This is a genomic window from Klebsiella sp. GB_Kp047 (genome assembly GCF_040065235.1).
Classification (GTDB): domain Bacteria; phylum Pseudomonadota; class Gammaproteobacteria; order Enterobacterales; family Enterobacteriaceae; genus Klebsiella; species Klebsiella quasipneumoniae.
The window spans coordinates 69,193-94,717 of sequence record NZ_JBEAJG010000030.1 but is presented as its reverse complement, the minus strand read 5'-3'; the positions used below and the strand labels follow the sequence as shown (position 1 = coordinate 94,717).

Genomic DNA, 25,525 nt, shown 5'->3' with positions numbered 1-25,525 from the left:
TGCTGCTAAGCTGCGTTACCTGGCTGCTGCCCTTGATAAAACACAGGATCATATTTGAGAGCGCCCTTTGTCGCTCTGTCCAGGCGAGCAGCGCGGCGTTCGGGGATTACTTCCCCCCAACGAGAAACTGCTGGTAGAGACACACCGGCTGCGTGAGCCAGTTTTGTGGCATTCCCAAAGAATGCCAGGGCATCTTCTTTCAACATTGATGAACTCCCACTTTGTTAACTTTAAGAAACAAAGTTAAGAGTTAAAGAAAATTAAGTCAAGTAAATTTATATTAACCTGATGAACAACGTGACCCCTGGCGATCGGATTAAAAATCGGCGCAAAGAATTGAACCTCACCCAGCGCGAAGTTGCGAAGCTCGCGCAGGTTTCCCACGTGTCCATTTCTAAATGGGAAAGCAGTGATAACGAACCCCGCGGCCAAAACCTCTTCCAGCTCAGTAAAGCGTTGAGGTGCTCACCTACATGGATTCTTTTTGGTGATGAAAACCATCAGCCAACAATTCCTGAATCAAACGAAGAGCCACTTAAGCTTGATGATCTTGAAAGTGAGCTGATCACACTATTCAGGTCACTGCCGGAATCAGAGAAAGAGCGACATATCGCTGACTTACGTGGCAAGGTTGACGATTTCAATCGGCTTTTTTACGAACTTCTTCAGGCAAGAAAATCAAATAAGAAAAAATAAACACTTAATAATCAATGTGTTTGTTTTCTTTTGTCATCACATTTAACTTTTATAAACAAAACTATCTTGACGTTAAATTTAACCTTGATTAAATTAACCTCCATCAACGACGCACTAACCACGCGGCAGTTGTTCAGAAACAGTTCTGACAGTCCGGAAAGACGGGCGCGAATTCTTCGGGTCGCCGACAGTACGATGACATGCGGGAAAGACTGCAACCGGCGTATGGCACATGCGTCGAAGCGGTCCGGGGGCTCCTTGGTACATAGCCCAGCGGGTAGCCGGAATGTGCAAGCTAGGTGTCCAGGCACGACAGGCGATTCACCATCGTGGCGGTACGGTGTGACTCCCGGGAAGAGTCCGGGATACAACATGAGAGCGCACTTCATTTTTATCAGTTATGGCGATGTTGTTAAATCAAAAGGCGGAGTGCGCTCCCAGTTGTAAAGAATCACGTAGCCAGCGTGGTACCAGAGGAAAACTGCTGTGTGTAGTCTTTGCCCGCTTTGCGGCGGGCAATTTTTTTTAACAGCATGATTTTGTGACCCTTCAGTGAAAACTGAAGCCCTCCAAGAGAGGGAAGTGGCGAGGAAAGACCAGTGAGCATGACCAGCTCTGACGCCGGGAAAGACCGGGGGAAAGACCAATGACCAACGGGCCTGACCAGCCTTGACTGCCAGGAAAGACCGGCAACCAGCAGGCGTAAAAAAGCCCACCGAAGTGGGCTAATTTACCCGGGACAGTGACCAAACCGCCCGGAATGCTACAGGGGACCAACCCCGTAGCGAGGAAAGACCAATGCCGACAGAATCAACACTGATCGGCTCTGAGTATACATTAACAAGGAGTCGCTATGGAAGCGCTTACCATCCCAGTAACAATCTACGTTCTGGCAACAACTAATCCTTTTTTACCAACCTCTTACCATGCATCGACTTGTGACATGTCACAGAAGTTTCCCGGTATATACGTTCTCGTTTCGACCAAAACGCTGGAGATTCCCATTCCACCATTAGAACCTATCGACATAATCGGGATGCAGGTTAATGCCCTGCGCGCAAGGAAAGAACAAATCTCAGTTGAAGCCGATATGCAGCTAAATGTTATTGAAGACCAGATCCAACAGCTGCTGTGCATCGACCACTCTCCGATTGAAGAAAACGACGTACCGTTTTAATTAACTGGCGCGTGACCTGCGCCTGCAACCAAGAGGAAAGACCATGGATATTAAAAAATTGCTGGAAAGAATTCGCGAAATTAAAGACCGCTTAGATCGCGCAAACAGAATTATCAATATTTGCAGTAACGAATGCCATTCCTCCGGAATTTTAGCGGATGGAAGAAACGGCGAGTGCTATCTCAAGGTTGATTCATCAGAAATTAAGGAACTGGCAGAAAGCCAAAAGGTTCATCTTGAAAGCGAACTAAAACTTCTGGAAGAAGCTAAAGAAACTGCAGAACGCGTGATCGCTGGACTGCTCCCTGAAATTAAACAAGACGCCTAACCAGCGGATTAGTAATGAAAGAGGAAAGACCAATGACCATATACAACGGCTTATTTGAGCCCAAAAAATCCGCAATCAAAGACTGCGGTGCCGTGCAGCTGGTGATCGCCGTCGAAGCACCTAACAAGAAAGTCGCTGAAAGTATTATGACCGGAAAACTCTGGGAGTCTTACCCGGCGAACGGAGACAACTATTTCAAACCTAAGCTGTGGGAACACATTGAAGGCCAGCCACTGCCGGCAGTCGGCCAGTTCGATGAACATTTCGCCCAGGAAAATACCTTTGACGGTGAAAAATGGGTGGCTAACAGCCAGGATGACGGCGCCACCGAGTTGCCGGCAGGCGATGAAGTTATCGATCTGATGACGGTATCCCCCAGGGAGCGTTTTGCTGCTGTATTACTCTTCAGCAAATTAGAGATAAACGGCCAGCTCTATTCGCAGGTTGTAGATTATCTTGATGATCTGGATAACCACGACGAATCCATAGAAGAGGATGACCGTTTTAATTTCAATGTGCTTTGCGCCCTGCACAATAACGAACCAGTGAAACATATGCACGTGGAAGGTCTGAACAATCTGATCCATGGCATCTTCTCCCATTTTGAAAACCAGATGCCGGGTAAAGCGGCTATTTCTCAATTTGTAAAACGCTGGCTTGAAAATCCAGGTAAACGCGAAGAAATGGTACCAGGCCAAAATTATACCCCCAGCACTGATAACAACGTTAAAATCGCGCCAAAGCGTGGTTATAAACATACCTATGCAACACTGGATCAGGAGATCGCTGTTGCGCTGCTCCCTATCTCTGCCGACGCGCCAGTATTATCAGGCAACCTTCGCGACGCGGAGAAAATCATTGCAGACGATCGTGAGGATTTTAAACGTTGGTCTGCATCACTGCATGTCACACCGAACATACTCAAATATGACCGTGCCAGCATTTTCGGCGTAGTGCAGAACGTTCCGGCGAAAGATACTTACCATTTTCCGGAAAGTCTGCGCCGCCATATTACTTCATGGCTTGAAGCTAACGGCCGCTTTGAAGAAGACGAAGGCTCATCACAAAAACAACCGACAGCGGAGCAAAATACCGCCTCAAACGTGGTCAAAAAAGAGGAAGTGCCGCCTCCGGTTGTAACCGATACCCAGGCCAAACAGGCGCGTGAGACGCTCAACGATATGGGCTATGGCGTATATGCCTCTGGTGAAGGAGCAGAGCCAGAAGAGAAGTTGAGTGAAAAAGTAAAAACTATCGTTCAGGACGTTGATCAGCTTGTTGAACGAATTAACCGAGAAGAGAACCTGCCGAAAGCTTCCGAAGTCGTCCAGAGCATTAACGAAATGCAGGAAACAGAACGTGACAATCTGGAACTATGGAAACGAGTTTTCAAAACTGATGAACGGTTTACTAAAGCCTTTACGCAGAACGGCGGCGGCACCTCGATCAATGGCACGTACCTAACGATGGTAGCAACACGTGAGTTTGGCTTGAAAGGGAGCGGCTGGGGCGTCGATATTCTGGAAGAACGCTTTGATGATGGCGCACCAATTACACGTACAGTAAAAGGAGCTGACGGTAATAATACATGGGAACTGATCCCTGATGGTAATGGTGGCTTCCTAACTGAAAAACACCATGTGATAAAAATTAGGCTGTGGTACTTGGTAAACGGTGTTCGTGGTGAAGAATACGCCTACGGATGTACCCCTTACATTTACGGCAGTAAATACGGCCCTATCTGCGACGGCGAAGCTACTAAAAAATCACTAACTGACGCCACCAAAAAGGCATTATCCGGCCTCGGATTCAGCGGCGATATATTTATGGGGCTTTACGACAATCTGGAGTACCGCCAAAAGAACAAGGCCGAATTTGATCTTAAGAACGCCAGCGAAACCGCCGAAGATGCAGCGCGGTTGCGTCAGGAGTTCGATGACAAACTAACCCGCGTCGCCAATACACTAGCACATGGCGTAACAGTGAACGAAATTAACGGTGTGTTCTCCCCTATCGCACGTGAAATCGATGTTCACATTAAGGCCGCACAGGCCAACGGCGACAAGCAACATGAACGCTATCTTTCTGGCCGCCTGCGCCGCCTGATTGCCATTAAAGATGGTCGTCTCAAAGAACTGAATAAAGCCGAGGAGAAAGCATAATGACTTCCACAACTGCAATCGCTATTGCTGCTGATATGTCTAAACTCCAGGCGCTTCTGGAAAATGAAGACGGTTCTGGTCTGTCAGCTGAAATGATCGCCGATACAATGGAGGGGCTCGAGCTGCAGCTCGGCGACAAACTCGACGCGGTATTCGTCCATGTTCGCAACCTTGAAGGTCTGGCGAAAACCTGCGACGAAGAAGCCAAACGCCTGGCCGCCCGTAAAAAGTCATTCGAAGGTAAGATCATCAACCTGAAGAATTATGTGCTTCAGTGCCTGCTGGCCGCGGGGCAGGATACCGTTAAAACTGCAAAGAACACCTTCACCGCCCGCAAAGGTGCAATCAACGTGGTGATCGATAATGTCGATTTACTTCCGGATGATTTGGTAACCGTTGAGACAGTGGTTACGCCGGACAAAAAGGCAATCAAAGAGGCTATCGAATCCTCGCAGGCGGCGGCTGCACAGATTACTGCTGATGGCGGAGAGATACCGGGAGAACTGTTAAATCCAGTGCCGGGCGCTCACCTTGAGATTGGCGAACGTTCACTGCAGGTGCGCTGATATGCTGAGACTATCTCTGAAAAAAGGTGATGCGGTTCATATCGTGTTACCAGATGGGACTAACGCAATTATCGAAGCGCTGGCCCGGTGTGAACTCGGTATGCACTTCCCCCGCAATATCAAGATAACGCGTGAGGATGGTGCATTCCAACCGAAACAAAACCTGATTAAGCATAATCAGAAATAGCCCATCACTACCGCTAGCATTGTGGTCTACCAATAAACCGGAGATCACAATGCTACGTTGGCAACCAGGTGTAGTTTTACTTTCTGAATTCGATATCAAAATTGGCAGGCTATCAGCCAGCGTTAGAAAAAGGGCTCTGACCCAGTCCGATATCCATATCGCTTGTGATACAGCTGACAACGCAATAGCCCGGCTTATGAGGAAAGACCATGACCAGAGAAAACGATCTCCTGACCGACGATGAACTGATAGAATTGACCGGATACCGATTTCCTTCTAAGCAGTGCTCGGCTTTATCTAAATCCGGTATTTCGTTTGTTAAACGTCGGGACGGCCGGCCTCGCGTGACATGGACACATGTGAATGCAGCACTATTCGGAGACAGAAAAATAGTTGCTGACGAAGAAGAAAAACCAAACTTTGATGCTATTTAAATTATGGGAAGAAAAAGAAAAAACCAGGAGGATAACAAACTTCCTCCCCGCGTTTATTCAAATAAGTACAGTTACTATTACAAACCGACCTCAAAAGAATGCATCACAATTGGCCCCGTATCAATGCCCTTGTCTCAGTTATGGGCAAGATATGAGGCATTAATTGACGAACAGGCCAACGTAATGACATTCAGTAAATTATGGGGGTTATTTCTTAAGAGTGCCTATTATCTTGAATTGAAACCAAGGACGCAGAAAGATTATCTGCAACACCAGAAAAAGCTACTTGCTGTATTTGGGAAGATTACGGCAGATAAAATTAAAACTGAAGATATCAGGATGTTTATGGATAGGCGAGGCTTGCAAAGTAAAACACAGGCAAATCATGAAATGAGTAGCATGTCTCGTGTTTTCAGATGGGGTTTTGAGCGGGGTATGGTTAAAGGGAATCCTTGCCAGGGCGTCAGTAAATTTAAAGCTGTCGCCCGCGGGAGGTACATTACCGACGCGGAATATGAGGCCATCTATAAGGAGGCGGATGATGTCGTTCGTACAGCAATGGAAATTGCCTATCTTTGCGCTGCCCGCCTGGCTGATGTACTCGGCATGCAGTGGCGGCAGGTAACGCCGGAAGGAATCTTCATTCAGCAGGGTAAAAACAATGTTAGCCAGATCAAGCAGTGGACAGACCGGCTTAAACAGGCTTTCGAACTCGCAAAAACATTCTCTAATTCCGGCAATCCAGGAGCATTCGTCCTGATGAGCTCACATGGTAGCGGGTTCAGTAAAAGAGGATTCAGCCACCGATGGGAGGAGGCAAGGCATAAAGCTTCTGTAAAACTGGGGTACGTTCTCGACTGTACGTTCCACGATCTGAAGGCGAAAGGTATCTCTGATTACGAAGGAAGCAGCCGGGATAAACAACTGTTCAGCGGACATAAAACAGAAAGCCAGGTTCTGATTTATGATCGTAAAACGAAGGTGTCACCCACTCTCGACAAGCCGCCAATTGAGACTAAAAATTCTAAGTGAATATTCTAAGTCTATTCTAAGACACCAAAGCAAAAAGGGGTTACCTTTCGGTAACCCCTTCTTTTATATGGCGGAAGCGCAGAGATTCGAACTCTGGAACCCTTTCGGGTCGCCGGTTTTCAAGACCGGTGCCTTCAACCGCTCGGCCACACTTCCGGTGTGAGGCGCACTATAAACACCTCGGCGGATGCTGTAAAGCACCATTTTGTTCAACTGCCTTAAAAACAAACAATTTTGTGTTATTCGTCTGAAATTCAGGCAGTTCGCGCAGAAAATCAGCGCCCGTCGCCGCTAGCGGATGGGTGTTTTTTAATGTACATGTCTTTGGTGTAGTAATACCCCAGCTTATCCGGCGTGAAGCCTCCCACCCAGGGTTTCACTAAATGGGTACGCACATAGTGATAGACCGGAATGGCGGGAACATCCTGCGCCAGCAGATCTTCCGCCTGTTGATAGTATTTGCCCCGGCTCGCCACGTCGGAGGCTTTCGCCGCATTGCGCAGCGCCTCATCGTAAGTCGGGTTGCTGTACTGACTGGTGTTCTCGCTATCCCCGGTACGGAAAGTGTTGAGGAAGGTGGCGGCATCGTCGTAGTCGGCGGTCCAGGCATAGCGGACAGCGTCAAAGTTATGCGTATGCATGGTATCCAGCATCGTCTTCCACTCCTGGTTCTGCAGCTTCACCTCGACGCCGAGGTTTTTCTTCCACATAGAGCTGGCGGCGATGGCGATACGCTGGTGCGACTCATAGGTGTTATACAGCAGGGTAAAGACCAATGGGTGACTGCCATCATACCCCGCCTGCGCCAGCAGTTTTTTCGCCTCGGCAATCCGCTTCTCGCGCGGCCAGCTGGCGTAATCCGGGTTGTGCAGCGTCACACCGCCGATATCCGGCTGGCTGATCACCCAGGCCGGGCGCTGCCCCTGGCCAAGTACTTTTCCGGCAATGATATCTTTATCAAGCGCCATATTCAGCGCGCGACGCACTCGGGCGTCGTTAAACGGCGGCCGGGTAGTATTGAATTCGTAGTAATAGGTCGCCAGCTGCGGCGAAACGTCCAGCTGGTCGCCCATGGTTTTCTGCAACTGCGCAAACTGATTGATCGGCACCGTATAAACAATATCGATCTCCCCCGCTTTGTAGCGGTTGACATCGGCAGCCTCGGAAGAGATGGGCAGGTAAGTCACTTTATTAATAACGGTGTGCGCATTATCCCAGTACTTCGCATTACGTTCAGCCACCAACCGCTCATTCACCACCCATTGGGTCAGCTTATACGGGCCGCTGGTAACGATATGCTCTGGGCGGGTCCATTTATCGGCAAAACGCTCCACCAGCACTTTGTCGATCGGTACCAGCGAAGGGTGCGCCAGCATCGCCAGGAAGGCGGCATTCGGCTGGTTCAGAGTGACCTGCAGCGTGGTGTCGTCCAGCGCTTTCACCCCCAGCGTCTCCGGTCCCTTTTGCCCCAGGGCAATTTCACGGGCGTTGGCGATATGCATATTGCCGGGATAGCTCGCATAGGGGGAGGCGGTGGTTGGCGAGACCAGCCGTTGCCAGCTCCAGACGATATCCTGCGCCGTGATGGCCGTGCCGTCGGACCAGGTCAGACCAGGGCGTAAATGGAAGGTCCATAACAGGTTGTCCTTGTTTTCCCAGCGTTCCGCCAGTCGGGGCTGGATCGCCCCCGCAGGCGTCACGCTGACCAGCCCTTCAAAGAGATCGCTAATGATGTTGAATTCAATGTCGCTCTCGACTTTATGCGGATCGAGTGAGGCAGGTTCACTGCCGTTATTTCTGACCAGTTCCTGCTTTTCTGCCAGCTGAGTCCCCGGCGGCACCTGCGCCGCCTGCGCCCCGCCGAACATTGCTATCATACTTACGGCCAGGAGCGTTCGCGTGATGTGATTGTTTTTATGTAATGTCATTTCCCTTTGCCTTTAACGTACGGAGTTATTCCCCCTTCCACACTTAGTCGCAGAATTTCAATAAAGCAATATTTTTCAGCAACCTATAAGATTTCGATCGGCTCACCGAAGCGAAACGCGAAAACATATCGCTTTTTCCAATCCACGTAGAATTTTATGCTAGTCAAACGCGGCAAAAACTAAGTAAAGATGGGTAAAAGCATTAGGGCTTCACGCTTGTTTTTCTTATTCTTTATCCCTAATTACATCTGTCATAAGAGAGTGACTCATGGATCGCATAATTACATCATCGCGTGACCGTTCCTCGCTGCTCAGCACGCACAAGGTTCTGCGTAACACTTACTTCCTGCTCAGCCTGACGCTGGCGTTTTCCGCCATCACCGCTACCGCCAGCACGGTGCTGATGTTGCCTTCCCCGGGGCTGATTTTGACCCTCGTGGGGATGTACGGTCTGATGTTCCTGACCTATAAAACGGCGAATAAGCCCACCGGGATTATTTCCGCCTTCGCCTTCACCGGCTTTCTCGGCTATATCCTTGGGCCGATGCTGAACGCGTACCTTTCTGCCGGCATGGGCGATTTAATCGGCCTGGCGCTGGGCGGTACGGCGCTGGTCTTCTTCTGCTGCTCGGCCTACGTGCTGACGACGCGCAAAGACATGTCTTTCCTCGGCGGGATGCTGATGGCCGGCGTCGTGGTGGTGCTGATTGGTATGGTCGCTAACCTGTTCCTGCAGCTGCCGGCGCTGCACCTGGCGATTAGCGCGGTGTTCATCCTGATCTCTTCGGGCGCCATCCTGTTCGAGACCAGCAACATCATCCGCGGTGGTGAAACCAACTACATTCGCGCCACGGTCAGCCTGTATGTCTCGCTGTACAACATCTTTGTCAGCCTGCTGAGCATCCTGGGCTTCGCCAGCCGGGACTAACCGCTCCCCTGCTACCAGAGGCCTCGCTTATGCGGGGCCTTTTTTTTTGCTACACTGCGGCCAGTTTCAGGCGGTATGTGAAAAATTATGTTTATTTTTGAAGGCAACGAAATTGAGACGGATAGCGAAGGCTATCTGAAGGATACTACCCAGTGGAGCGAGGCGATGGCCGACGTTATCGCCGCACAGGAAGGGATAACGCTCGCCGTTGAGCACTGGGAAGTGGTGCGCTTTGTGCGCGAGTTTTACCTTGAATTCAACACCTCACCGGCGATCCGCATGCTGGTCAAGGCGATGGCCAACAAGTTTGGTGAAGAGAAAGGCAACAGCCGCTATCTCTATCGCCTGTTCCCGAAAGGCCCCGCCAAACAGGCGACCAAAATCGCCGGGCTGCCGAAGCCGGTGAAGTGCATCTAATAGAGGATCGCGAATTTGTCCCAGCTGCGGGTGGGTTGATGGGGTTCAGTCAACACCCGGTCAACCCGCGCGCTGCGCGGCCCGCCGGCTTTCAGCCAGGCGATGAGTTTCTCCACCTGCTCCGCCTCGCCGCAGGCAAGGACTTCTACGCCGCCGTCGTCCAGATTACGGGCATAGCCGGTCAACCCCAGCTGCAGCGCTTCCCGCTGCGTGGAATAGCGAAACCCTACGCCCTGAACGGAACCGTATACCCATGCCATGGTGCAGATACTGGCCATTAACCTCTCCTTTTGACTTACCCTTTACGCTGAGGATAGCAAATTCGCTCAGCGTACGTGCTTTGGTAGTAAACCATAGTGCTGGCGAAAGCGCGCGGTAAAGCGCGATCCCGACTGATATCCGCTGTTCTGCGCGATTTCGCCTATTGGCCGCGAGGTGGTCTGCAGCTGTCCCAGGGCGTGGGCCATCCGCACCTCCTCGACGATCTGGCGAAAGCTCTGCGATTCCTGCTGCAGCCGACGGCGCAGCGTGGACTCCCCGAGAAAGAGCATTTTCGCCACCCGCGACACGCTCCATGCCTGCGCCGGCGATAGCATGACCAGCTGCCGAACCTGCGCCGACAGATCCTGCTGCCGCTCGACGAGCAGCGGGCCGGCATACCCCGCCTCGTGGAGCGCCAGCAGCAGGCCCATGGTCTGGTGCTGCTGCAAAGCGGTGGATAATCCTTCCCGCACCGCCTGCAGAACGCTTTGCCACATAAACGCCAGCTCACTGGTCACCGGGGCGCAGAGCGAAGTCAGACGCCCCGGTGGTTTTTCGCTGAGATAGCGGGTCTTAAACGCCGTCAGCAGCTCAGGCGTCAGCGACAGCAGATCGGAGCAAAAGAGGCCGTTGTCCGGCTGGTTAATCACTTCCAGCTCAACGTCAGCCGGCAACACAATCAGCTGTTGCGGTGTCGCCAGCACCCGGCTCTCCCCTTGCACAATCACTTTGCTGCCGCGTTTCACCCGACAGAGCGCCGGGGAAAACAGACGCACGCGGTGCAGCCTGCACAGCCGTCGGGTGGTAATCTCCGCGGCGGTCAGGGCGTTATGCTGAAAATGGATACTCTCCATCAGACCGACCTTTTGTTTTAGCGCCCGGCCGTCGCCGTCAATTGCGCTCTGGCGAGAGCATGGCTGTGTAACAGATACCCGACCAGCGCCCCGCTGGCCTCGGCATTCACCGGCAGCGTGGGGACATCCAGCGCCCACACCGTAAAACGGTAGCGGTGCGGTTTATCTCCCGCCGGCGGGCAGGCGCCGCCGAAGCCGGCATAGCCAAAATCATTGCGCCCCTGCACCGCTCCGTCCGGCAGTGTAGCGCTGTTTTTATCTCCCGCACCAGCGGGTAACGAAAAGACGCTGCTGGCGATATTGACCACCGTCCAGTGCCACCAGCCGCTGCCGGTAGGCGCATCAGGATCCCGGACGGTGACCGCGAAGCTGCGCGTCCCCGCTGGGGCATTTTTCCATGCCAGCTGCGGAGAGACATTGCCTCCGGTACAGCCGAAACCGGCAAACCAGTGCTGCTGGGCCAGCGCTTGCCCGTCATGCATATCATCGCTGCTTACGCTAAACGGCGCTGCCATCGCGCCACTGCTCACTGCCGCGACCATCGCCACGGTCATCCGCATTCCTGTTTTCATCGTCTTCTCCTCCTGGGGGTGAGAAGACAGGGTATGACAGCCCATGCACGGTGAATGTGCCGATGCGCCTGCGTTTTGTGCCGAAACGCTCACCTGCGCCTGCCGGAGGAAAGATGCTTGCGTGCGCCAGGTGTGCTAATCTACGCGCCATTTTTCGGTGCCGACATTCCCGTTGCTTAAAGGTAGCTCCATGACAGATTCCCTATTCCCCCGCTTAGTGTTAGCCAAAGGACGCGAGAAATCCCTGCTGCGTCGCCATCCGTGGATTTTCTCCGGCGGCGTCGCCCGTATGGAAGGTAAAGCCCGCAGCGGTGAAACCATCGATATCGTTGACCATCAGGGAAAATGGCTGGCCCGCGGCGCTTACTCGCCCTCGTCACAGATCCGTGCCCGCGTGTGGACATTCGACCGCAACGAAGCCATCGATAACGCCTTCTTTGAACGCCGCCTGCAGCAAGCGCAAACCTGGCGTGCCTGGCTGGCCGAGCGCGATGGCCTCGACAGCTACCGTCTGATCGCCGGCGAGTCTGATGGGCTGCCGGGCGTGACGATCGACCGCTTTGGCAACTTTTTCGTGCTGCAGCTCCTCAGCGCAGGCGCCGAATACCAGCGCGCCGCCATTATCAGCGCCCTGCAGACCCTGTTCCCGGACTGCGCCATTTACGACCGCAGCGATGTCGCGGTGCGTAAAAAAGAGGGTCTGGAGCTGGCCCAGGGGCCGGTGGTGGGAGAACTGCCGCCAGCGCTGCTGCCGATTACCGAGCACGGTATGAAGCTGTTGGTTGATATTCAGGGCGGGCACAAAACCGGCTACTACCTCGACCAGCGCGACAGTCGCCTGGCGACCCGTCGCTACGTGGCGGACAAACGGGTGTTGAACTGCTTCTCCTACACCGGCGGCTTTGCGGTGTCGGCGCTGATGGGCGGCTGCCGCAAGGTCACCAGCGTGGATACCTCGCAGGAGGCGCTCGACGTTGCGCGCCAGAACGTGGAGCTCAACGGACTGGATCTGTCCAAAGCGGAGTTTGTGCGCGACGACGTGTTCAAACTGCTGCGTAAGTACCGGGATCAGGGAGAGAAATTCGACGTCATCGTGATGGATCCGCCGAAGTTCGTGGAAAACAAAAGCCAGCTGATGGGCGCATGCCGCGGCTATAAAGACATCAATATGCTGGCGATCCAGCTGCTGAACCCCGGCGGCGTGCTGCTGACCTTCTCCTGTTCCGGCCTGATGACCACCGATTTATTTCAGAAAATCATCGCAGATGCCGCAATTGATGCCGGGCGTGATGTACAATTTATAGAACAGTTCCGTCAGGCTGCAGACCACCCGGTGATCGCAACCTACCCGGAAGGGCTGTATCTGAAGGGGTTTGCCTGTCGCGTCATGTAACTTGAAAAACGAAACATGAGCCTCATATAGGGAGTATTCATGTTTCCCAGGAGGTGCCTATGATAGCCAGCAAATTCGGTATCGGCCAACAGGTCCGCCATACGCTCTTGGGCTACCTGGGCGTCATCGTCGATGTCGATCCCGAGTACTCGCTCGCGGAGCCGGAAGAGGATGAAATTGCCGCTAATGACGAACTGCGTGCGGCGCCCTGGTACCATGTAGTGATGGAAGATGATGACGGTCAGCCGATCCACACCTATCTGGCTGAAGCGCAGCTGAGCAGCGAACTCCGCGACGAACACCCGGAGCAGCCGTCCCTCGACGAGCTGGCCAAAACGATTCGCCAGCAACTGCAGGCTCCGCGCCTTCGCAACTAAACAAAACCCCGCCTGGCGGGGTTTTTTGTTATTTTGCTAATCCCAGTCTCGGCAGCTCTATGGCCGGGCAGCGATCCATCACCACGTTTAACCCGGCTTCTCTGGCCAGCACTGCGGCCTGCTCATTGATCACTCCCAGCTGCAGCCACAGCGTTTTCGCGCCGATAGCAATCGCCTCCTGCGCCACGCCCCATGCCGCTTCTGAATTACGGAAGACATCAACCATGTCGACCTTTTCCGGAACATCGGCAAGCGTTCCATATCCCTGCTGCCCCAGCAGCGTCTTGCCCGCCACCTTCGGCGAAACCGGGATAACGTGATACCCCTGATCCAGCAGATACTTCATGACCCGGTAGCTCGGACGGTCAGGTTTGTCGCTGGCTCCGACCAGCGCAATCGTCCGTGTCGAGGTCAGGATGTCAGCAATATCATTCTCTTTCATGGTTTCCTCCTGCTATTTCACCTAAGTGTATGCTAATCCGCAGCAGGGGGCCATCCAGGCTAACCCACAGATCCAGCAAAATTTTCATCCGCGATGCTTGCAGCGACAGCCACATTCAGTAATCTGTCAACAGGTCAAAATGTGGAATGAAAATATGGAACTGACAACACGTACCCTGCCCGCGCAAAAACATATCGCGCTGGTGGCTCACGATCACTGCAAAGATATGCTGATGAAATGGGTTGCTCGCCATCAGGCGCTGCTGGCGCAACATGTTTTGTACGCCACCGGCACTACCGGCAACCTGGTCTCCCGGGCTACCGGGCTGGAGGTCAATGCCATGCTGAGCGGCCCGATGGGCGGCGACCAGCAGGTGGGCGCCCTCATTTCAGAAGGCAAAATCGACGTACTGATCTTCTTCTGGGATCCGCTGAACGCGGTTCCTCACGACCCGGATGTCAAAGCCTTGCTGCGCCTGGCTACGGTCTGGAACATTCCGGTCGCCACTAACGTCTCCACCGCTGACTTTATTATCCAGTCGCCGCACTTCGCTCAACCGCTCGATATTCTGATCCCGGATTATCCACGCTATCTTGCCGAGCGCCTGAAATAATCGAGCCGCGATTACGGCTTCCTGGCCACAGGCACATCCAGCGCCTGCAGGATCTCAACAAACGGCGACGGTTGCGCCTTGTTAAATAACAGCCACACCCGGTGACGGGCGCGGGTTATGGCCACGTACAGCAGTCGACGCTCCTCCGCATCCGGAAAATCTTCCGGCTGCGGCAGGAGCGCCTCCTCGATGATCGACTCGCGCGCCGGGGCCGGAAACGCATCCACGCCCTCCTGCAGTCCCAGCACAATGACATAGTCGGCCTGCTGACCTTTGCTGGCATGAATGGTCATAAAATCAAGCTGCAGGTGCGGCCAACGCGTCGCCGCCTTATCGAGCGCCTCGGGCTTAAGATAGTGATAGCGGGCAAGCAGCAGGATCCGCTGCTCGGGCTTAACGTAACCGCTCAGCTTATCCAGAAGATCGTCCAGCTTATCGTCGGCTAACAGCGTGACGGCCTTTTTATCTCCCGCCGTCAGGCTGTTCAGCGGTTTGCTTAACTGATGCGGATTCTGCTGGATAAAACCATTGGCTATTTCGCCGATACGCCCGTTAAAACGATAGGTGGTATCCAGCGCACAGCAGTCCCCTTCGCCAAAGTAATGGTTGAACGCGGTGGTCAGGGAGAGCTGCGCCCCGCTGAACCGATAAATCGCCTGCCAGTCATCGCCAACGGCAAAGAGCGTAGTTTGGCTATTTTGCCGGCGTAGCGCGGCCAGCAGCAAGGCTCGCTGCGGCGAAATATCCTGAAATTCATCCACCAGAATGTGTTTCCACGGGCTGACAAAGCGGCCTTTATCGAGAATATTGACCGCCTGATGGATCAGGCCGGAAAAATCGACCGCATTCTCCGCCTTCAGCGCCGCTTTCCACTCTTTCAGTAGCGGCGACATCAGCTTCACCCGTTTACTGAACAGATCGCGTACCGTTTCCGGCGCGCCGGCGATCATCTCCGCCTGGGAGCCGCCGTGCATGCGCATCAGGCTGATCCAGCGGTCAAGCCGGCTGGCCATACGCCGCTGCACTTTTTTATCCTGCCAGAAGTCCCCCTCCGGCAGTTGCCAGCCCATCTCCTCTTCCAGCCACAGACGCCAGCCTTTCGCCTGCGCTTTTTTCTCATGGCACTGCTTTTGCCAGCTTTTCAGCAGCAATGCGTGACGGGCCGCAGTATCACTTTCCAGCTTACTGATGGTGGGCACTTTTTTGCTGCCCTGCTGGATAATATGCAGCGCCAGCGAGTGGAAGGTGCGGGCGGTAATATCGTCTGAAGCCAGACGCTCGCGGATCCGCTCATCCATCTCCTGCGCCGCCTGGCGGCCGAACGCCAGCAGCAGAATTTGCTCTGCCGCCGCTTCTCCCCGCGCCAACAGCCAGCCCGCTCGCGCCACCAGCACCGAAGTTTTACCACTGCCCGCTCCCGCCAGCACCAGCAGGGAGCGCTCGCCGTTCACCACCGCCCGCGCCTGCGACGGGTTGAGCGGGGAGGATTCCACGCCGTCAAAAAAGCCGCGATACTGCTCCAGCATCGCCTCGGTAAAGGCCTGGTTATGGGCCTGACGCGCCGCTTCAATATCCCCTAACCAGCGCTGACACTCCCGCCACAGTTCCCGGCAGTTATCAAAGGCGTCAAGCCGGCTGGTGGGCATCGGCAGCCCGGTTAACGCATGGCGAATATTATCCTGAACGTCCGCTACCTGCTGACGCGTCAGCCACTTACCTTCTGCGCGGGTGCGTTCGATGGCTGCCAGCTGCTGCTTCAGCACCCCGGCGGCGATATCGCTCATTTCCGTGCTCCACTGCTGCCAGAGCGTATGTAAATGGTGATAAAAGCGCTGCGTTTCGCTCCATTCGGTACCGTGCAAACGCACGACTTTATCGTCCGGCAGCACAAACTCCAGTTCGCCCCAGACCAGACCGCGCTTACAATGCACTGACAATAACTGATTGAAAGGGATAAGATACTCATGACGATCGCCGGAAACCTTTACCCCGGCGTTCAGTAACTGCACCCTGTCATAAGGATGCTGAGCCATGCGTTTGCCCAATGTTGTCGCTTTAAGTTCCATATAATGTCGATTTTCAATCAGGGTGGATTGTTTTTCAGTTTAACCGCCCCGGACCAGGTGCTCCAGCGCAAAAAAACGTTACAATTGTCAGGTCTTCTTATTCACAGGGCAAAACCGAGGGTTTATGCGTACCATTCTGAATATTCTGAACTTTATCCTTGGCGGTTTCGCCACCACTTTAGGCTGGCTGCTCGCCACCCTGGTCAGTATTATGCTGATCGTCACGCTGCCGCTGACTCGTTCCTGCTGGGAAATCACTCGCCTTTCGTTATTCCCCTACGGTAACGAGGCGATTCATGTTGATGAGCTCGAGCCTGGTCGACAAAACAGTCTGCTGAACGCCGGCGGCACCATCCTGAACATTTTGTGGTTTATTTTTTTCGGCTGGTGGTTGTGCCTGATGCATATTTTCAGCGGCATCGCCCAGTGCCTGACTATCATAGGCATCCCGGTGGGGATCGCTAATTTTAAAATCGCCGCCATCGCCCTCTGGCCAGTGGGGCGCCGGGTCGTCTCTGTTGAAACCGCGCGCGCCGCGCGTGAAGCCAATGCGCGTCGTCGCTTTCAGTAACCGAACGGAACACGGACATGATTAGCCCCCTGCTACGCCGCTACACCTGGAACAGCGCCTGGCTTTATAACGTACGCATTTTTATCGCGCTCTGCGGCACGACGCTGTTTCCCTGGTGGATCGGCGAAGTCAAACTCACCATCCCCCTCACCCTCGGCGTCGTGGCCGCGGCGCTGACCGACCTTGACGACCGTCTGGCGGGCCGTCTGCGCAACCTCGCCATTACTCTGGTTTGCTTTTTCATCGCCTCCGCCTCTGTGGAGCTGCTGTTTCCGTGGCCGCCGCTGTTTGCCCTTGGTCTGACCGTGTCTACCATCGGCTTTATTTTGCTCGGCGGCCTCGGCCAGCGCTATGCGACCATTGCCTTCGGCGCCCTGCTTATCGCCATCTACACCATGCTTGGCGTTACGCTGTACGATCACTGGTATCTGCAGCCGTTGTTCCTGCTGGCGGGTGCCGTGTGGTACAACCTGCTGACGCTGTCCGGCCACCTGATCTTTCCGATTCGTCCACTTCAGGACAACCTGGCGCGTAGCTATGAGCAACTGGCCCGCTATCTGGAGCTCAAATCACGGCTGTTTGATCCAGACCTTGAGGATGAGAGCCAGGCGCCGCTGTACGATCTGGCCCTCGCCAACGGCCAGCTGGTGGCGACCCTTAACCAAACTAAGGTTTCACTGTTGACCCGTCTACGAGGCGACCGTGGGCAGCGCGGTACTCGTCGCACGCTGCAGTATTACTTTGTGGCCCAGGATATTCATGAACGCGCCAGCTCATCGCATATCCAATATCAGACCCTGCGCGATCAATTCCGCTACAGCGATGTGATGTTCCGTTTCCAGCGCATGCTGTCGATGCAGGCGCAGGCCTGTCAGAAACTCTCGCGGGCGATTCTGCTGCGCGAACCCTATCAGCATGATGCCCATTTCGAACGGGCGTTTATGCATCTCGATGCAGCACTCGAGCGCGTGCGCGCCGGCGGCGCATCTGACGAGCAGCTTAACGCCCTCGGCTATTTACTCAATAACCTGCGCGCCATTGATGCGCAGCTGGCCACGATTGAATCGGTGCAAACCACCGCGCCCGCCGGGAGTAATACCGAGACGCTGCTGGCCGACGACAGGCTCGGCGGGCTGAACGATATCTGGCTGCGCCTGCAGCGCAATATGTCGCCAGAGTCAGCCCTCTTTCGCCACGCGATGCGTATGTCGCTGGTGCTTTGCGCCGGCTACGCTTTTATCCAGTTTACCGGGCTTCAGCATGGCTACTGGATCCTGCTGACCAGCTTGTTCGTCTGTCAGCCGAACTATAACGCCACCCGCCATCGCCTGGCGTTGCGGATCATCGGCACCCTGGTCGGGGTGGCGATCGGCCTGCCGGTCCTCCTGCTGGTACCGTCGGTTGAAGGACAGCTGCTGCTGATCGTTCTCACCGGCGTGCTGTTCTTTGCCTTCCGTAACGTGCAGTACGCCCATGCCACGATGTTTATTACGCTGCTGGTGCTGCTGTGCTTTAACCTGCTTGGCGAAGGTTTTGAAGTCGCCCTGCCGCGCATCATTGATACGCTGATCGGCTGCGCCATCGCCTGGGCGGCAGTGAGCTTCATCTGGCCGGACTGGAAATTCCGCAACCTGCCACGAGTGTTGGATCGCGCGATGAACGCGAACTGCCGTTATCTGGATGCCATCCTGGAGCAGTACCACCAGGGCCGCGACAACCGGCTGGCCTACCGTGTCGCACGCCGTGACGCCTACAACCGCGATGCTGAGCTGGCTTCCGTCGTCTCGAACTTGTCGACGGAACCACGGGCGGATGCCGCACAGCGCGAGACCGCCTTTCGCCTGCTGTGTCTCAATCATACCTTCACCAGCTACATCTCCGCCCTCGGCGCGCATCGGGAAAAACTGTCCACGCCGGACATCCTCGCCCTGCTGGATGATGCGGTCTGCTATGTGGATGACGCCTTACATCATACCCCAGCGGATGAACAGCGAGTGCAGAAGGCGTTGGCCAGCCTGCAAGACCGGATCCACCATCTGGAGCCGCGCGCGGACAGTAAAGAGCCCCTTGTGTTACAACAGATTGGCCTGCTGCTGGCGCTGTTGCCTGAAATCTGCCGCCTGCAGCAGCGGGTACACGCTCAAACGGAATAACCGTTGTCCACTAGCGGGCAGCCGCCCATTCCAGAAGCTCCTGACGCCGTGGCGTCGGGAGCGCGGCGGCATGGACGCCAACGATAGCCCCCTCCAGCGCCAGCAAGACGTTGTGTGATAGGGAAGCATTGTTCTCACGCAGCTTTAGCCAGGCCCGGCGGGCGCCCACCTCCCGTAGTGCTAACACATCTGGTATGCCCGAGTGAATCAGCTGCAATTCCATATGAAAGCTGATATTAGGTAAATCTTTCAGGCGTCCCGACGACCGGCGGCGACATTTTTCACGCTGGGCGCTCTGCCACGACATCAGCGATAAGCGGAAAAGCTGTTTCTCATCGCGCCACAAGGCATCGTCAATTTGATAATACTTTAGCGGCACGATGCGCCCATGTCGGCGCAGCATCAATAAAGGATTATGGTGTTCTACCCGATAGGCAGCGCTCTGCTCGCAGGCTTTCAGATAAATATTTCCCTCTGCCACCATCGCAAACACGGTATCTTCGATAGCCAGGCTGTAGCCGCCAAACAGGGGGCGAGAGTGAAGTTGACCCAGCGGTGAGACGCAGGCCTGAAATTGCGGGAGCCGCGGACATACAAGTTTTTTCATGATCATTCCTTTGTGAATCATGTAATTAAACTTAAGTTGTTAACGGATCCGCTAAGAGAAAACATAAGGGACTTCCCTGACAGCAGCAAGATGATTTTTGCCTGCTTTTCCACCAGAGTGCGGTTTTGCGAGACGCTTTCAGAAAATTGCAGCTGTTGCTGCAACTGGAAGACAGGAGAGAAAGGATTAGCTGGCGTTAAGGATGGTGTTGAGGTCAGCCGCAAAGCCGGACAGTCAGGGTGGCTGAAAGCGATTAAATTTCCATCAGCAAAATGACAAATTGCGGTTGATCTTTTCCCCTGGTGGATATACTGTATATGCATACAGTAACTACAGGCGGGATAGACTATGTTTACTTCAGCTCACGCAAACCGTTCAGCACAGGCTTCTGCTCCGGCAGGCCACTACGCTCATCGTTCTGGCGAACAGGCCGCCAATGGGCTGATCAGTGAAATTGTCTATCGTGAAGATCAACCCATGATGACACAGTTGTTGTTGCTACCTTTATTACAGCAGCTGGGTCAACAGTCTCGCTGGCAGCTGTGGCTTACGCCGCAACAAAAGCTTAGCCGCGAGTGGGTTCAGTCTGCCGGTCTGCCGCTGTCTAAAGTCATGCAAATTAGCCAGCTCTCTCCTTGCCATACCGTAGACTCTATGATCCGCGCCCTGCGCACCGGTAATTATAGTGTGGTTATCTGCTGGCTGGCGGAGGAGTTAACCGCTGACGAACATGAGCGTCTGGTCAATGCCGCCCAGGAAGGCTGCGCGATGGGGTTCATCATGCGCCCGGTCCGAAATCAGGGCACGCTCGGCAGACAACTCAGCGGGCTAAAAATTCACTCAAATTTGTATCATTGAGTGAAATTAGGATTATTCCTGGAATTTTTTTTACCGGTGGTAAAGGCGTTGTGTTTTTTAGGGTCTTTTTCGCGGAATGCCTGCCACACGGGGATTTGTGCCTTTTTTTCGTGTACGAAAATCAACCATATTTGTTAAATATTGTGTACACAACCCTTTTTTTTCATATGCCTGACAGAGTTCACACTTGTAAGTTTTGAACTAAGTTGTAGACTTTACATCGCCAGGGGTGATCGGCTTACGCTGCATGTATCAGCATAGTTAACAACAAGTCACGCCCCCGGTGAAGGATTTAACCGTGAGGTCTTTTGTAACTTCATGGCGAATTTTGGATGATAATGAGGCGCAAAAAATGAAAAAGACAGCTATCGCGATTGCAGTGGCACTGGCTGGCTTCGCTACCGTAGCGCAGGCCGCTCCGAAAGATAACACCTGGTATGCAGGTGGTAAACTGGGTTGGTCCCAGTATCACGATACCGGTTTCTACGGTAACGGTTTCCAGAACAACAATGGTCCGACCCGTAACGATCAGCTTGGTGCTGGTGCGTTCGGTGGTTACCAGGTTAACCCGTACCTCGGTTTCGAAATGGGTTATGACTGGCTGGGCCGTATGGCATATAAAGGCAGCGTTGATAACGGTGCTTTCAAAGCTCAGGGCGTTCAGCTGACCGCTAAACTGGGTTACCCGATCACTGACGATCTGGATATCTACACCCGTCTGGGCGGCATGGTTTGGCGCGCTGACTCCAAAGGCAACTACGCTTCCACCGGCGTTTCCCGTAGCGAACACGACACTGGCGTTTCCCCAGTATTTGCTGGCGGCGTAGAGTGGGCTGTTACTCGTGACATCGCTACCCGTCTGGAATACCAGTGGGTTAACAACATCGGCGACGCTGGCACTGTTGGTACCCGTCCTGATAACGGCATGCTGAGCCTGGGTGTTTCCTACCGTTTCGGTCAGGAAGATGCTGCACCGGTTGTAGCTCCGGCTCCGGCTCCGGCTCCGGAAGTGGCTACCAAGCACTTCACCCTGAAGTCTGACGTACTGTTCAACTTCAACAAAGCGACCCTGAAACCGGAAGGTCAGCAGGCTCTGGATCAGCTGTACACCCAGCTGAGCAACATGGATCCGAAAGACGGTTCCGCAGTTGTTATGGGCTTCACCGACCGTATCGGTTCCGAAGCTTACAACCAGCAGCTGTCTGAGAAACGTGCTCAGTCCGTTGTTGACTACCTGGTTGCTAAAGGCATCCCGGCTGGCAAAATCTCCGCTCGCGGCATGGGTAAATCCAATCCGGTTACTGGCAACACCTGTGACAACGTGAAAGCTCGCGCTGCCCTGATCGACTGCCTGGCTCCGGATCGTCGTGTAGAGATCGAAGTTAAAGGCTACAAAGAAGTTGTAACTCAGCCTGCGGCTTAAGTTATCACTGATGAAAAAACCCGCTTCGGCGGGTTTTTTTATGCCTTCTCGCTCGCTTTAGCGGCTGAGGGCTGAAGGCTGAAGGCTGATAGCTGATAGCTGATAGCTGATAGCTGAAAGACTGTGAGCGATGGATTGTGCATTGTCGACCGTGCGCTGCGACCTGCGCCTTAGCAACCGCTAATCGGGCATGCCGGTTACTCTTTACCCAGCAGTACCTGCAGATCGTGCTTCAGGCTCGACATTTTACTGGCATATTTCTCTTTATGCTCAGCATCCTCAATCAGCTGAACAATGGTTTCGGACAAGGTTTTCCCCCGCCGCTGCGCCAGACCGGCAAGGCGCTGCCAGACGACAAACTCAAGGTCGATTGACTTCTTACGCGTATGCTGATGCTCGGCGTTAAAATGGCGTTTCCGTCGCGCGCGGATAGTCTGCTTCATGCGGTTCATCAGCGCCGGATTCATATGCTGCTCAATCCAGGCATGCACCAGCACAGGTTCATTCTCGAGCGTCAGCAAGTCATCTACCGCAGCTTGCGCAGCGCTGGCCTCAATGTAGCGGGTAATCAGCTCACCTTCCCGGTGCTTCTTTACCAGATATTTCCATTTCCAGCCGCTTTCAAGATTTTCCAGTTGTTGATATTTCATTGCGATCTCAATGTGACCGTGTAACTCATTTCAGGATATCAGTTTTTTCCTGATGTGCTGAATATAAATCATTATTCGTGATGTGGATGGCCGGGTAATCATCGGGGTACTCATAATCCTCCGTGTGCTCTGACGCGGCATCAGGTATAATTGCGCGCTTTACATCTAACTAAAAAACAGCGACTTTGACCATTACGAAACTGACCCGAACCGACCTTGCGCCTGATCTGGAACCTTACCAGGCGCTGTTTGCTCAAGCGGAACTCTCTCATCCGGCCCCCTCCCTCTCGGGCGATCTGCAGCCGCGTTTGTTCTATGCGCTTGAGCAGCTGCTGTGCACCCCGGCAGTCTCCTCCTTCATGCTGGTGAAAGCCCCTGAGGAGCCGGAATATCTGCAATGGCTGGCGGCTGAAACTCGTACGCTGCACGAACCTGCCGCACCGCTTCACGGAGTCCGCTATGAGGTTAACGGCCCTCACGTGACGCTCGCGCCGGCGCAACGCGCTGAAGATAATTTTGCCAGTACCGCTCCGGTCGTGGCGGCCGATTGGCTGGAGGCGGAACAGCTGTTTGGCTGCGTACGCCAGTTTAACGGTGAAATCACACTTCAGCCCGGCCTGGTCCATCAGGCCAACGGCGGCGTGCTGGTGCTTTCACTACGCACACTACTGGCACAACCGCTACTGTGGGTGCGCCTGAAAAATATGGTGACCCGTCAACGCTTTGACTGGCTCTCCATCGATGAATCACGGCCGCTGCCGGTCAGCATCCCTTCCATGCCGCTGAGCCTGAAAGTCATGCTGGTGGGCGAACGCGAATCTCTGGCCGATTTCCAGGAAATGGAGCCAGAGCTCTCTGCCCAGGCCATCTATAGTGAGTATGAAGACACCCTGCAGTTTGCAGACGCCGATACGCTGAAGGCCTGGTGCCAGTGGGTATGGCAGAATGCACAGCAGCTGGAATTACCGGGCCCGGCGAGCGATGCCTGGCCACTGCTGATCGATGAAGGAACGCGCTACACCGGCGACCAGGAGACCCTGCCGCTCAGCCCGCTATGGATAGCCCGCCAGCTGCGTGAGTCTGCCGCCTTCTGCGAAGGCGAAGAGATTACCGGCGAAGCGATGCAGACGATGCTGGCGCGTCGTGAGTGGCGTGAGGGCTACCTGGCGGAGCGTATGCAGGAGGAAATCCTGCAGGAACAGATCCTGATTGAAACCGAAGGCGAATGCGTCGGGCAGATTAACGCCCTCTCGGTCATTGAATTCCCCGGTCATCCACGCGCCTTCGGCGAACCTTCGCGCATCAGCTGCGTCGTGCACATTGGCGACGGCGAGTTTATCGACGTCGAGCGTAAAGCCGAGCTGGGCGGCAACATTCATGCGAAAGGCATGATGATCATGCAGGCTTTTCTGATGTCCGAGCTGGAGCTGGAGCAACAACTCCCCTTCTCCGCTTCGCTGACCTTTGAGCAGTCCTACAGTGAAGTGGATGGCGACAGCGCCTCCATGGCTGAACTCTGCGCCTTAATCAGCGCTCTGGCCAACGTGCCGATTAATCAAAGCATAGCGATCACCGGCTCTGTCGACCAGTTTGGTCGTGTGCAGCCGGTCGGCGGTCTGAACGAGAAAATTGAAGGCTTCTTCACTATCTGCCAGCAGCGCGGTTTAACCGGCAAACAGGGAGTGATTATCCCTGCCGCCAACGTTCGCCATCTTAGCCTCAGCCACGAGCTACGTCAGGCCGTTGCCGACAACCAGTTTGCTATCTGGGCAATAGACGATATTACCGAAGCGCTGCCGATGTTGACCCAGCTGATGTGGGACGGTGAAGGACAGACGCTGCGACAAACCATTCAGGAGCGGATAGCGCAGGCAACCCAGCAGGAGACTCGCCATCGTTTTCCGTGGCCGCTACGCTGGTTTGGTGGGACAAGTTCTAACTGATCGGACTTGTTCAGCTTACACGTGTTAGCTATCCTGCGTCCCGAACTTAAAATAAGGCTTACTGAAAACATGGTAGATAAACGCGAATCCTATACAAAAGAAGATCTTCTTGCCTCTGGTCGTGGTGAACTGTTCGGCGCGAAAGGCCCGCAGTTGCCGGCGCCAAACATGCTGATGATGGACCGCGTCATCAAAATGACCGAAACCGGTGGTAACTACGACAAAGGTTATGTTGAGGCCGAACTCGACATCAACCCGGACCTGTGGTTCTTCGGTTGCCACTTTATCGGCGATCCGGTGATGCCGGGCTGCCTGGGCCTGGATGCCATGTGGCAGCTGGTGGGTTTCTATCTCGGCTGGCTCGGTGGCGAAGGCAAAGGCCGCGCGCTGGGCGTTGGCGAAGTGAAATTCACGGGTCAGGTTCTGCCGACCGCGAAAAAAGTGACCTACCGCATCCACTTCAAGCGCATCGTTAACCGTCGTCTGATTATGGGCCTTGCGGATGGTGAAGTGCTGGTTGACGATCGCCTGATCTACACCGCAAGCGATCTGAAAGTGGGTCTGTTCCAGGATACTTCCGCTTTCTGATAACGTTCAGCAGCGATTAAAAGGCGAAGCCCCCGCTATGCGGAGGCTTCTTTTTTAAAGAGACAGTGTCAGGCCGTTAGTACCCTGTCCTCCATGGCTTCTCGCCAGCCTCCCAGCCACCATGAGCGTTGATTCAGGCTCTGGTATGGACACATTTCTTTCGATCTTCCTGCGATACCCGCCTGATATCCGCGTTGATGTGCCCGTTCCAGGCGATCTCGTTTTTGTCTCTTCATGCCTCGTTTCCCTCATTCTTTGATCTGGTGGAAAAGAAAACAGTGGTCGCAAATTATGCAGCC

At 54.2% G+C, this 25,525-nt stretch carries 30 protein-coding genes and 1 tRNA gene; 19 read left to right on the top strand and 12 right to left on the bottom strand.

Annotation, left to right across the window (positions count from 1 at the left end; all coding sequences use genetic code 11):
• Positions 1 to 5: 5 nt before the first annotated feature.
• On the bottom strand, positions 6 to 206 hold the full coding sequence (locus ABLV76_RS12200; protein WP_100729775.1) for a Cro/CI family transcriptional regulator: 201 nt from the start codon (positions 204 to 206) through the stop codon (positions 6 to 8).
• Positions 207 to 288: 82 nt separating this feature from the next.
• Between ABLV76_RS12200 and ABLV76_RS12195 the strand changes: the two genes are divergently transcribed.
• The 8 genes from ABLV76_RS12195 (at position 289) to ABLV76_RS12160 (ending at position 6,582) form a co-directional block, all read left to right on the top strand.
• Complete coding sequence (locus ABLV76_RS12195; protein WP_100729776.1) at positions 289 to 696, top strand: helix-turn-helix domain-containing protein; 408 nt, start codon at positions 289 to 291, stop codon at positions 694 to 696.
• A gap of 853 nt (positions 697 to 1,549) precedes the next feature.
• Positions 1,550 to 1,873 (top strand): hypothetical protein, encoded by a 324-nt coding sequence (locus ABLV76_RS12190; protein ID WP_069135036.1) that lies wholly within the window; start codon positions 1,550 to 1,552, stop codon positions 1,871 to 1,873.
• Between the two features lie 43 nt (positions 1,874 to 1,916).
• Complete coding sequence (locus tag ABLV76_RS12185; RefSeq protein WP_048328127.1) at positions 1,917 to 2,201, top strand: hypothetical protein; 285 nt, start codon at positions 1,917 to 1,919, stop codon at positions 2,199 to 2,201.
• A 32-nt stretch (positions 2,202 to 2,233) separates the two neighbouring features.
• On the top strand, positions 2,234 to 4,363 hold the full coding sequence (locus ABLV76_RS12180; RefSeq protein WP_110243674.1) for a hypothetical protein: 2,130 nt from the start codon (positions 2,234 to 2,236) through the stop codon (positions 4,361 to 4,363).
• A complete protein-coding gene (locus ABLV76_RS12175; RefSeq protein ID WP_069135042.1) occupies positions 4,363 to 4,929 on the top strand; it encodes a siphovirus Gp157 family protein in 567 nt (188 codons plus the stop codon). Before ABLV76_RS12180 ends, ABLV76_RS12175 begins: the two co-directional genes overlap by 1 nt.
• A 1-nt stretch (position 4,930) precedes the next feature.
• Complete coding sequence (locus ABLV76_RS12170; protein ID WP_004141609.1) at positions 4,931 to 5,116, top strand: hypothetical protein; 186 nt, start codon at positions 4,931 to 4,933, stop codon at positions 5,114 to 5,116.
• A gap of 209 nt (positions 5,117 to 5,325) precedes the next feature.
• The gene (locus tag ABLV76_RS12165; RefSeq protein WP_348878333.1) at positions 5,326 to 5,550 is read left to right on the top strand and encodes a DUF4224 domain-containing protein; all 225 of its coding nucleotides are present in this window, start codon (positions 5,326 to 5,328) and stop codon (positions 5,548 to 5,550) included.
• A 3-nt stretch (positions 5,551 to 5,553) separates the two neighbouring features.
• Entirely contained in the window at positions 5,554 to 6,582 is a 1,029-nt protein-coding gene (locus ABLV76_RS12160) for a tyrosine-type recombinase/integrase (RefSeq protein WP_110243676.1), read from the top strand.
• A gap of 68 nt (positions 6,583 to 6,650) precedes the next feature.
• On the opposite strand, the gene ABLV76_RS12155 is transcribed toward ABLV76_RS12160, so the two are convergent.
• Together ABLV76_RS12155 and ABLV76_RS12150 are read right to left on the bottom strand one after the other, a co-directional pair.
• Positions 6,651 to 6,738, bottom strand: a tRNA-Ser gene (locus ABLV76_RS12155).
• A 119-nt stretch (positions 6,739 to 6,857) separates the two neighbouring features.
• A complete protein-coding gene (locus ABLV76_RS12150; protein WP_348878332.1) occupies positions 6,858 to 8,510 on the bottom strand; it encodes an ABC transporter substrate-binding protein in 1,653 nt (550 codons plus the stop codon).
• Between the two features lie 268 nt (positions 8,511 to 8,778).
• Between ABLV76_RS12150 and yccA the strand changes: the two genes are divergently transcribed.
• The gene (gene yccA / locus ABLV76_RS12145) at positions 8,779 to 9,438 is read left to right on the top strand and encodes an FtsH protease modulator YccA (protein WP_002898458.1); all 660 of its coding nucleotides are present in this window, start codon (positions 8,779 to 8,781) and stop codon (positions 9,436 to 9,438) included.
• Between the two features lie 87 nt (positions 9,439 to 9,525).
• A complete protein-coding gene (gene tusE, locus ABLV76_RS12140; RefSeq protein WP_004201447.1) occupies positions 9,526 to 9,855 on the top strand; it encodes a sulfurtransferase TusE in 330 nt (109 codons plus the stop codon).
• Here tusE and yccX read toward each other — a convergent pair.
• The 3 genes from yccX to ABLV76_RS12125 are packed head-to-tail and all read right to left on the bottom strand — an operon-like array spanning position 9,852 to position 11,542.
• Complete coding sequence (gene yccX, locus ABLV76_RS12135) at positions 9,852 to 10,133, bottom strand: acylphosphatase (RefSeq protein ID WP_004201446.1); 282 nt, start codon at positions 10,131 to 10,133, stop codon at positions 9,852 to 9,854. The two genes, tusE and yccX, sit on opposite strands and share 4 nt — an antisense overlap.
• A 48-nt stretch (positions 10,134 to 10,181) precedes the next feature.
• Positions 10,182 to 10,970: an AraC family transcriptional regulator gene (locus tag ABLV76_RS12130; RefSeq protein WP_004201445.1), complete on the bottom strand. Its 789-nt coding sequence runs from the start codon at positions 10,968 to 10,970 to the stop codon at positions 10,182 to 10,184.
• 17 nt (positions 10,971 to 10,987) lie between these two features.
• Positions 10,988 to 11,542 (bottom strand): YbhB/YbcL family Raf kinase inhibitor-like protein, encoded by a 555-nt coding sequence (locus tag ABLV76_RS12125; RefSeq protein ID WP_060656400.1) that lies wholly within the window; start codon positions 11,540 to 11,542, stop codon positions 10,988 to 10,990.
• Between the two features lie 190 nt (positions 11,543 to 11,732).
• Between ABLV76_RS12125 and rlmI the strand changes: the two genes are divergently transcribed.
• Both rlmI and hspQ read left to right on the top strand, forming a co-directional pair.
• Complete coding sequence (rlmI, locus tag ABLV76_RS12120) at positions 11,733 to 12,935, top strand: 23S rRNA (cytosine(1962)-C(5))-methyltransferase RlmI (RefSeq protein ID WP_017899465.1); 1,203 nt, start codon at positions 11,733 to 11,735, stop codon at positions 12,933 to 12,935.
• A 59-nt stretch (positions 12,936 to 12,994) separates the two neighbouring features.
• A complete protein-coding gene (gene hspQ, locus ABLV76_RS12115) occupies positions 12,995 to 13,312 on the top strand; it encodes a heat shock protein HspQ (protein WP_017899464.1) in 318 nt (105 codons plus the stop codon).
• 28 nt (positions 13,313 to 13,340) lie between these two features.
• Here the strand turns inward: hspQ and ABLV76_RS12110 are convergent, their stop codons facing one another.
• Positions 13,341 to 13,754: a CoA-binding protein gene (locus ABLV76_RS12110; protein WP_004201441.1), complete on the bottom strand. Its 414-nt coding sequence runs from the start codon at positions 13,752 to 13,754 to the stop codon at positions 13,341 to 13,343.
• 154 nt (positions 13,755 to 13,908) lie between these two features.
• Here ABLV76_RS12110 and mgsA point away from each other — a divergent pair, with 154 nt between their 5' ends.
• Positions 13,909 to 14,367, top strand: coding sequence for a methylglyoxal synthase (gene mgsA, locus ABLV76_RS12105; RefSeq protein ID WP_004201439.1), 459 nt, complete (start codon positions 13,909 to 13,911; stop codon positions 14,365 to 14,367).
• Positions 14,368 to 14,378: 11 nt separating this feature from the next.
• Here the strand turns inward: mgsA and helD are convergent, their stop codons facing one another.
• A complete protein-coding gene (gene helD, locus ABLV76_RS12100; RefSeq protein WP_348878331.1) occupies positions 14,379 to 16,433 on the bottom strand; it encodes a DNA helicase IV in 2,055 nt (684 codons plus the stop codon).
• A 124-nt stretch (positions 16,434 to 16,557) separates the two neighbouring features.
• On the opposite strand from helD, the gene ABLV76_RS12095 reads away from it, so the two are divergent.
• Entirely contained in the window at positions 16,558 to 17,004 is a 447-nt protein-coding gene (locus ABLV76_RS12095) for a YccF domain-containing protein (protein ID WP_004201437.1), read from the top strand.
• A gap of 17 nt (positions 17,005 to 17,021) precedes the next feature.
• Complete coding sequence (gene yccS / locus ABLV76_RS12090; protein WP_069135048.1) at positions 17,022 to 19,157, top strand: YccS family putative transporter; 2,136 nt, start codon at positions 17,022 to 17,024, stop codon at positions 19,155 to 19,157.
• A 10-nt stretch (positions 19,158 to 19,167) separates the two neighbouring features.
• Here yccS and ABLV76_RS12085 read toward each other — a convergent pair whose 3' ends face one another.
• Both ABLV76_RS12085 and ABLV76_RS12080 read right to left on the bottom strand, forming a co-directional pair.
• Positions 19,168 to 19,764 (bottom strand): TfoX/Sxy family DNA transformation protein, encoded by a 597-nt coding sequence (locus ABLV76_RS12085; RefSeq protein ID WP_062914558.1) that lies wholly within the window; start codon positions 19,762 to 19,764, stop codon positions 19,168 to 19,170.
• Between the two features lie 17 nt (positions 19,765 to 19,781).
• On the bottom strand, positions 19,782 to 20,087 hold the full coding sequence (locus tag ABLV76_RS12080; RefSeq protein ID WP_162994648.1) for a hypothetical protein: 306 nt from the start codon (positions 20,085 to 20,087) through the stop codon (positions 19,782 to 19,784).
• A 25-nt stretch (positions 20,088 to 20,112) separates the two neighbouring features.
• Between ABLV76_RS12080 and sulA the strand changes: the two genes are divergently transcribed.
• Both sulA and ompA read left to right on the top strand, forming a co-directional pair.
• Positions 20,113 to 20,622: an SOS-induced cell division inhibitor SulA gene (gene sulA, locus ABLV76_RS12075; RefSeq protein ID WP_017899460.1), complete on the top strand. Its 510-nt coding sequence runs from the start codon at positions 20,113 to 20,115 to the stop codon at positions 20,620 to 20,622.
• A gap of 352 nt (positions 20,623 to 20,974) precedes the next feature.
• On the top strand, positions 20,975 to 22,045 hold the full coding sequence (ompA, locus tag ABLV76_RS12070) for a porin OmpA (RefSeq protein ID WP_004201430.1): 1,071 nt from the start codon (positions 20,975 to 20,977) through the stop codon (positions 22,043 to 22,045).
• A gap of 197 nt (positions 22,046 to 22,242) precedes the next feature.
• Here ompA and matP read toward each other — a convergent pair whose 3' ends face one another.
• Positions 22,243 to 22,695, bottom strand: coding sequence for a macrodomain Ter protein MatP (gene matP, locus ABLV76_RS12065; protein ID WP_002898404.1), 453 nt, complete (start codon positions 22,693 to 22,695; stop codon positions 22,243 to 22,245).
• 185 nt (positions 22,696 to 22,880) lie between these two features.
• Here matP and ABLV76_RS12060 point away from each other — a divergent pair, with 185 nt between their 5' ends.
• Positions 22,881 to 24,638 carry a Lon protease family protein gene (locus tag ABLV76_RS12060; protein WP_348878330.1) on the top strand — a complete coding sequence of 586 codons (1,758 nt, stop codon included), beginning with the start codon at positions 22,881 to 22,883 and terminating at the stop codon, positions 24,636 to 24,638.
• A gap of 69 nt (positions 24,639 to 24,707) precedes the next feature.
• Positions 24,708 to 25,226 carry a bifunctional 3-hydroxydecanoyl-ACP dehydratase/trans-2-decenoyl-ACP isomerase gene (gene fabA / locus ABLV76_RS12055; protein WP_004201428.1) on the top strand — a complete coding sequence of 173 codons (519 nt, stop codon included), beginning with the start codon at positions 24,708 to 24,710 and terminating at the stop codon, positions 25,224 to 25,226.
• Positions 25,227 to 25,294: 68 nt separating this feature from the next.
• On the opposite strand, the gene rmf is transcribed toward fabA, so the two are convergent.
• Positions 25,295 to 25,462, bottom strand: coding sequence for a ribosome modulation factor (gene rmf / locus ABLV76_RS12050; protein WP_002898396.1), 168 nt, complete (start codon positions 25,460 to 25,462; stop codon positions 25,295 to 25,297).
• Between the last annotated feature and the right edge of the window lie 63 nt (positions 25,463 to 25,525).

What these genes read in the sequence shown, in the direction of transcription:
- ABLV76_RS12200 (WP_100729775.1), bottom strand. Translation starts at nt 206, where the DNA reads ATGTTGAAAGAAGATGCCCTGGCATTCTTTGGGAATGCCACAAAACTG.
- ABLV76_RS12195 (WP_100729776.1), top strand. Translation starts at nt 289, where the DNA reads ATGAACAACGTGACCCCTGGCGATCGGATTAAAAATCGGCGCAAAGAA.
- ABLV76_RS12190 (WP_069135036.1), top strand. Translation starts at nt 1,550, where the DNA reads ATGGAAGCGCTTACCATCCCAGTAACAATCTACGTTCTGGCAACAACT.
- ABLV76_RS12185 (WP_048328127.1), top strand. Translation starts at nt 1,917, where the DNA reads ATGGATATTAAAAAATTGCTGGAAAGAATTCGCGAAATTAAAGACCGC.
- ABLV76_RS12180 (WP_110243674.1), top strand. Translation starts at nt 2,234, where the DNA reads ATGACCATATACAACGGCTTATTTGAGCCCAAAAAATCCGCAATCAAA.
- ABLV76_RS12175 (WP_069135042.1), top strand. Translation starts at nt 4,363, where the DNA reads ATGACTTCCACAACTGCAATCGCTATTGCTGCTGATATGTCTAAACTC.
- ABLV76_RS12170 (WP_004141609.1), top strand. Translation starts at nt 4,931, where the DNA reads ATGCTGAGACTATCTCTGAAAAAAGGTGATGCGGTTCATATCGTGTTA.
- ABLV76_RS12165 (WP_348878333.1), top strand. Translation starts at nt 5,326, where the DNA reads ATGACCAGAGAAAACGATCTCCTGACCGACGATGAACTGATAGAATTG.
- ABLV76_RS12160 (WP_110243676.1), top strand. Translation starts at nt 5,554, where the DNA reads ATGGGAAGAAAAAGAAAAAACCAGGAGGATAACAAACTTCCTCCCCGC.
- ABLV76_RS12150 (WP_348878332.1), bottom strand. Translation starts at nt 8,510, where the DNA reads ATGACATTACATAAAAACAATCACATCACGCGAACGCTCCTGGCCGTA.
- yccA (WP_002898458.1), top strand. Translation starts at nt 8,779, where the DNA reads ATGGATCGCATAATTACATCATCGCGTGACCGTTCCTCGCTGCTCAGC.
- tusE (WP_004201447.1), top strand. Translation starts at nt 9,526, where the DNA reads ATGTTTATTTTTGAAGGCAACGAAATTGAGACGGATAGCGAAGGCTAT.
- yccX (WP_004201446.1), bottom strand. Translation starts at nt 10,133, where the DNA reads ATGGCCAGTATCTGCACCATGGCATGGGTATACGGTTCCGTTCAGGGC.
- ABLV76_RS12130 (WP_004201445.1), bottom strand. Translation starts at nt 10,970, where the DNA reads ATGGAGAGTATCCATTTTCAGCATAACGCCCTGACCGCCGCGGAGATT.
- ABLV76_RS12125 (WP_060656400.1), bottom strand. Translation starts at nt 11,542, where the DNA reads ATGAAAACAGGAATGCGGATGACCGTGGCGATGGTCGCGGCAGTGAGC.
- rlmI (WP_017899465.1), top strand. Translation starts at nt 11,733, where the DNA reads ATGACAGATTCCCTATTCCCCCGCTTAGTGTTAGCCAAAGGACGCGAG.
- hspQ (WP_017899464.1), top strand. Translation starts at nt 12,995, where the DNA reads ATGATAGCCAGCAAATTCGGTATCGGCCAACAGGTCCGCCATACGCTC.
- ABLV76_RS12110 (WP_004201441.1), bottom strand. Translation starts at nt 13,754, where the DNA reads ATGAAAGAGAATGATATTGCTGACATCCTGACCTCGACACGGACGATT.
- mgsA (WP_004201439.1), top strand. Translation starts at nt 13,909, where the DNA reads ATGGAACTGACAACACGTACCCTGCCCGCGCAAAAACATATCGCGCTG.
- helD (WP_348878331.1), bottom strand. Translation starts at nt 16,433, where the DNA reads ATGGAACTTAAAGCGACAACATTGGGCAAACGCATGGCTCAGCATCCT.
- ABLV76_RS12095 (WP_004201437.1), top strand. Translation starts at nt 16,558, where the DNA reads ATGCGTACCATTCTGAATATTCTGAACTTTATCCTTGGCGGTTTCGCC.
- yccS (WP_069135048.1), top strand. Translation starts at nt 17,022, where the DNA reads ATGATTAGCCCCCTGCTACGCCGCTACACCTGGAACAGCGCCTGGCTT.
- ABLV76_RS12085 (WP_062914558.1), bottom strand. Translation starts at nt 19,764, where the DNA reads ATGAAAAAACTTGTATGTCCGCGGCTCCCGCAATTTCAGGCCTGCGTC.
- ABLV76_RS12080 (WP_162994648.1), bottom strand. Translation starts at nt 20,087, where the DNA reads ATGCATATACAGTATATCCACCAGGGGAAAAGATCAACCGCAATTTGT.
- sulA (WP_017899460.1), top strand. Translation starts at nt 20,113, where the DNA reads ATGTTTACTTCAGCTCACGCAAACCGTTCAGCACAGGCTTCTGCTCCG.
- ompA (WP_004201430.1), top strand. Translation starts at nt 20,975, where the DNA reads ATGAAAAAGACAGCTATCGCGATTGCAGTGGCACTGGCTGGCTTCGCT.
- matP (WP_002898404.1), bottom strand. Translation starts at nt 22,695, where the DNA reads ATGAAATATCAACAACTGGAAAATCTTGAAAGCGGCTGGAAATGGAAA.
- fabA (WP_004201428.1), top strand. Translation starts at nt 24,708, where the DNA reads ATGGTAGATAAACGCGAATCCTATACAAAAGAAGATCTTCTTGCCTCT.
- rmf (WP_002898396.1), bottom strand. Translation starts at nt 25,462, where the DNA reads ATGAAGAGACAAAAACGAGATCGCCTGGAACGGGCACATCAACGCGGA.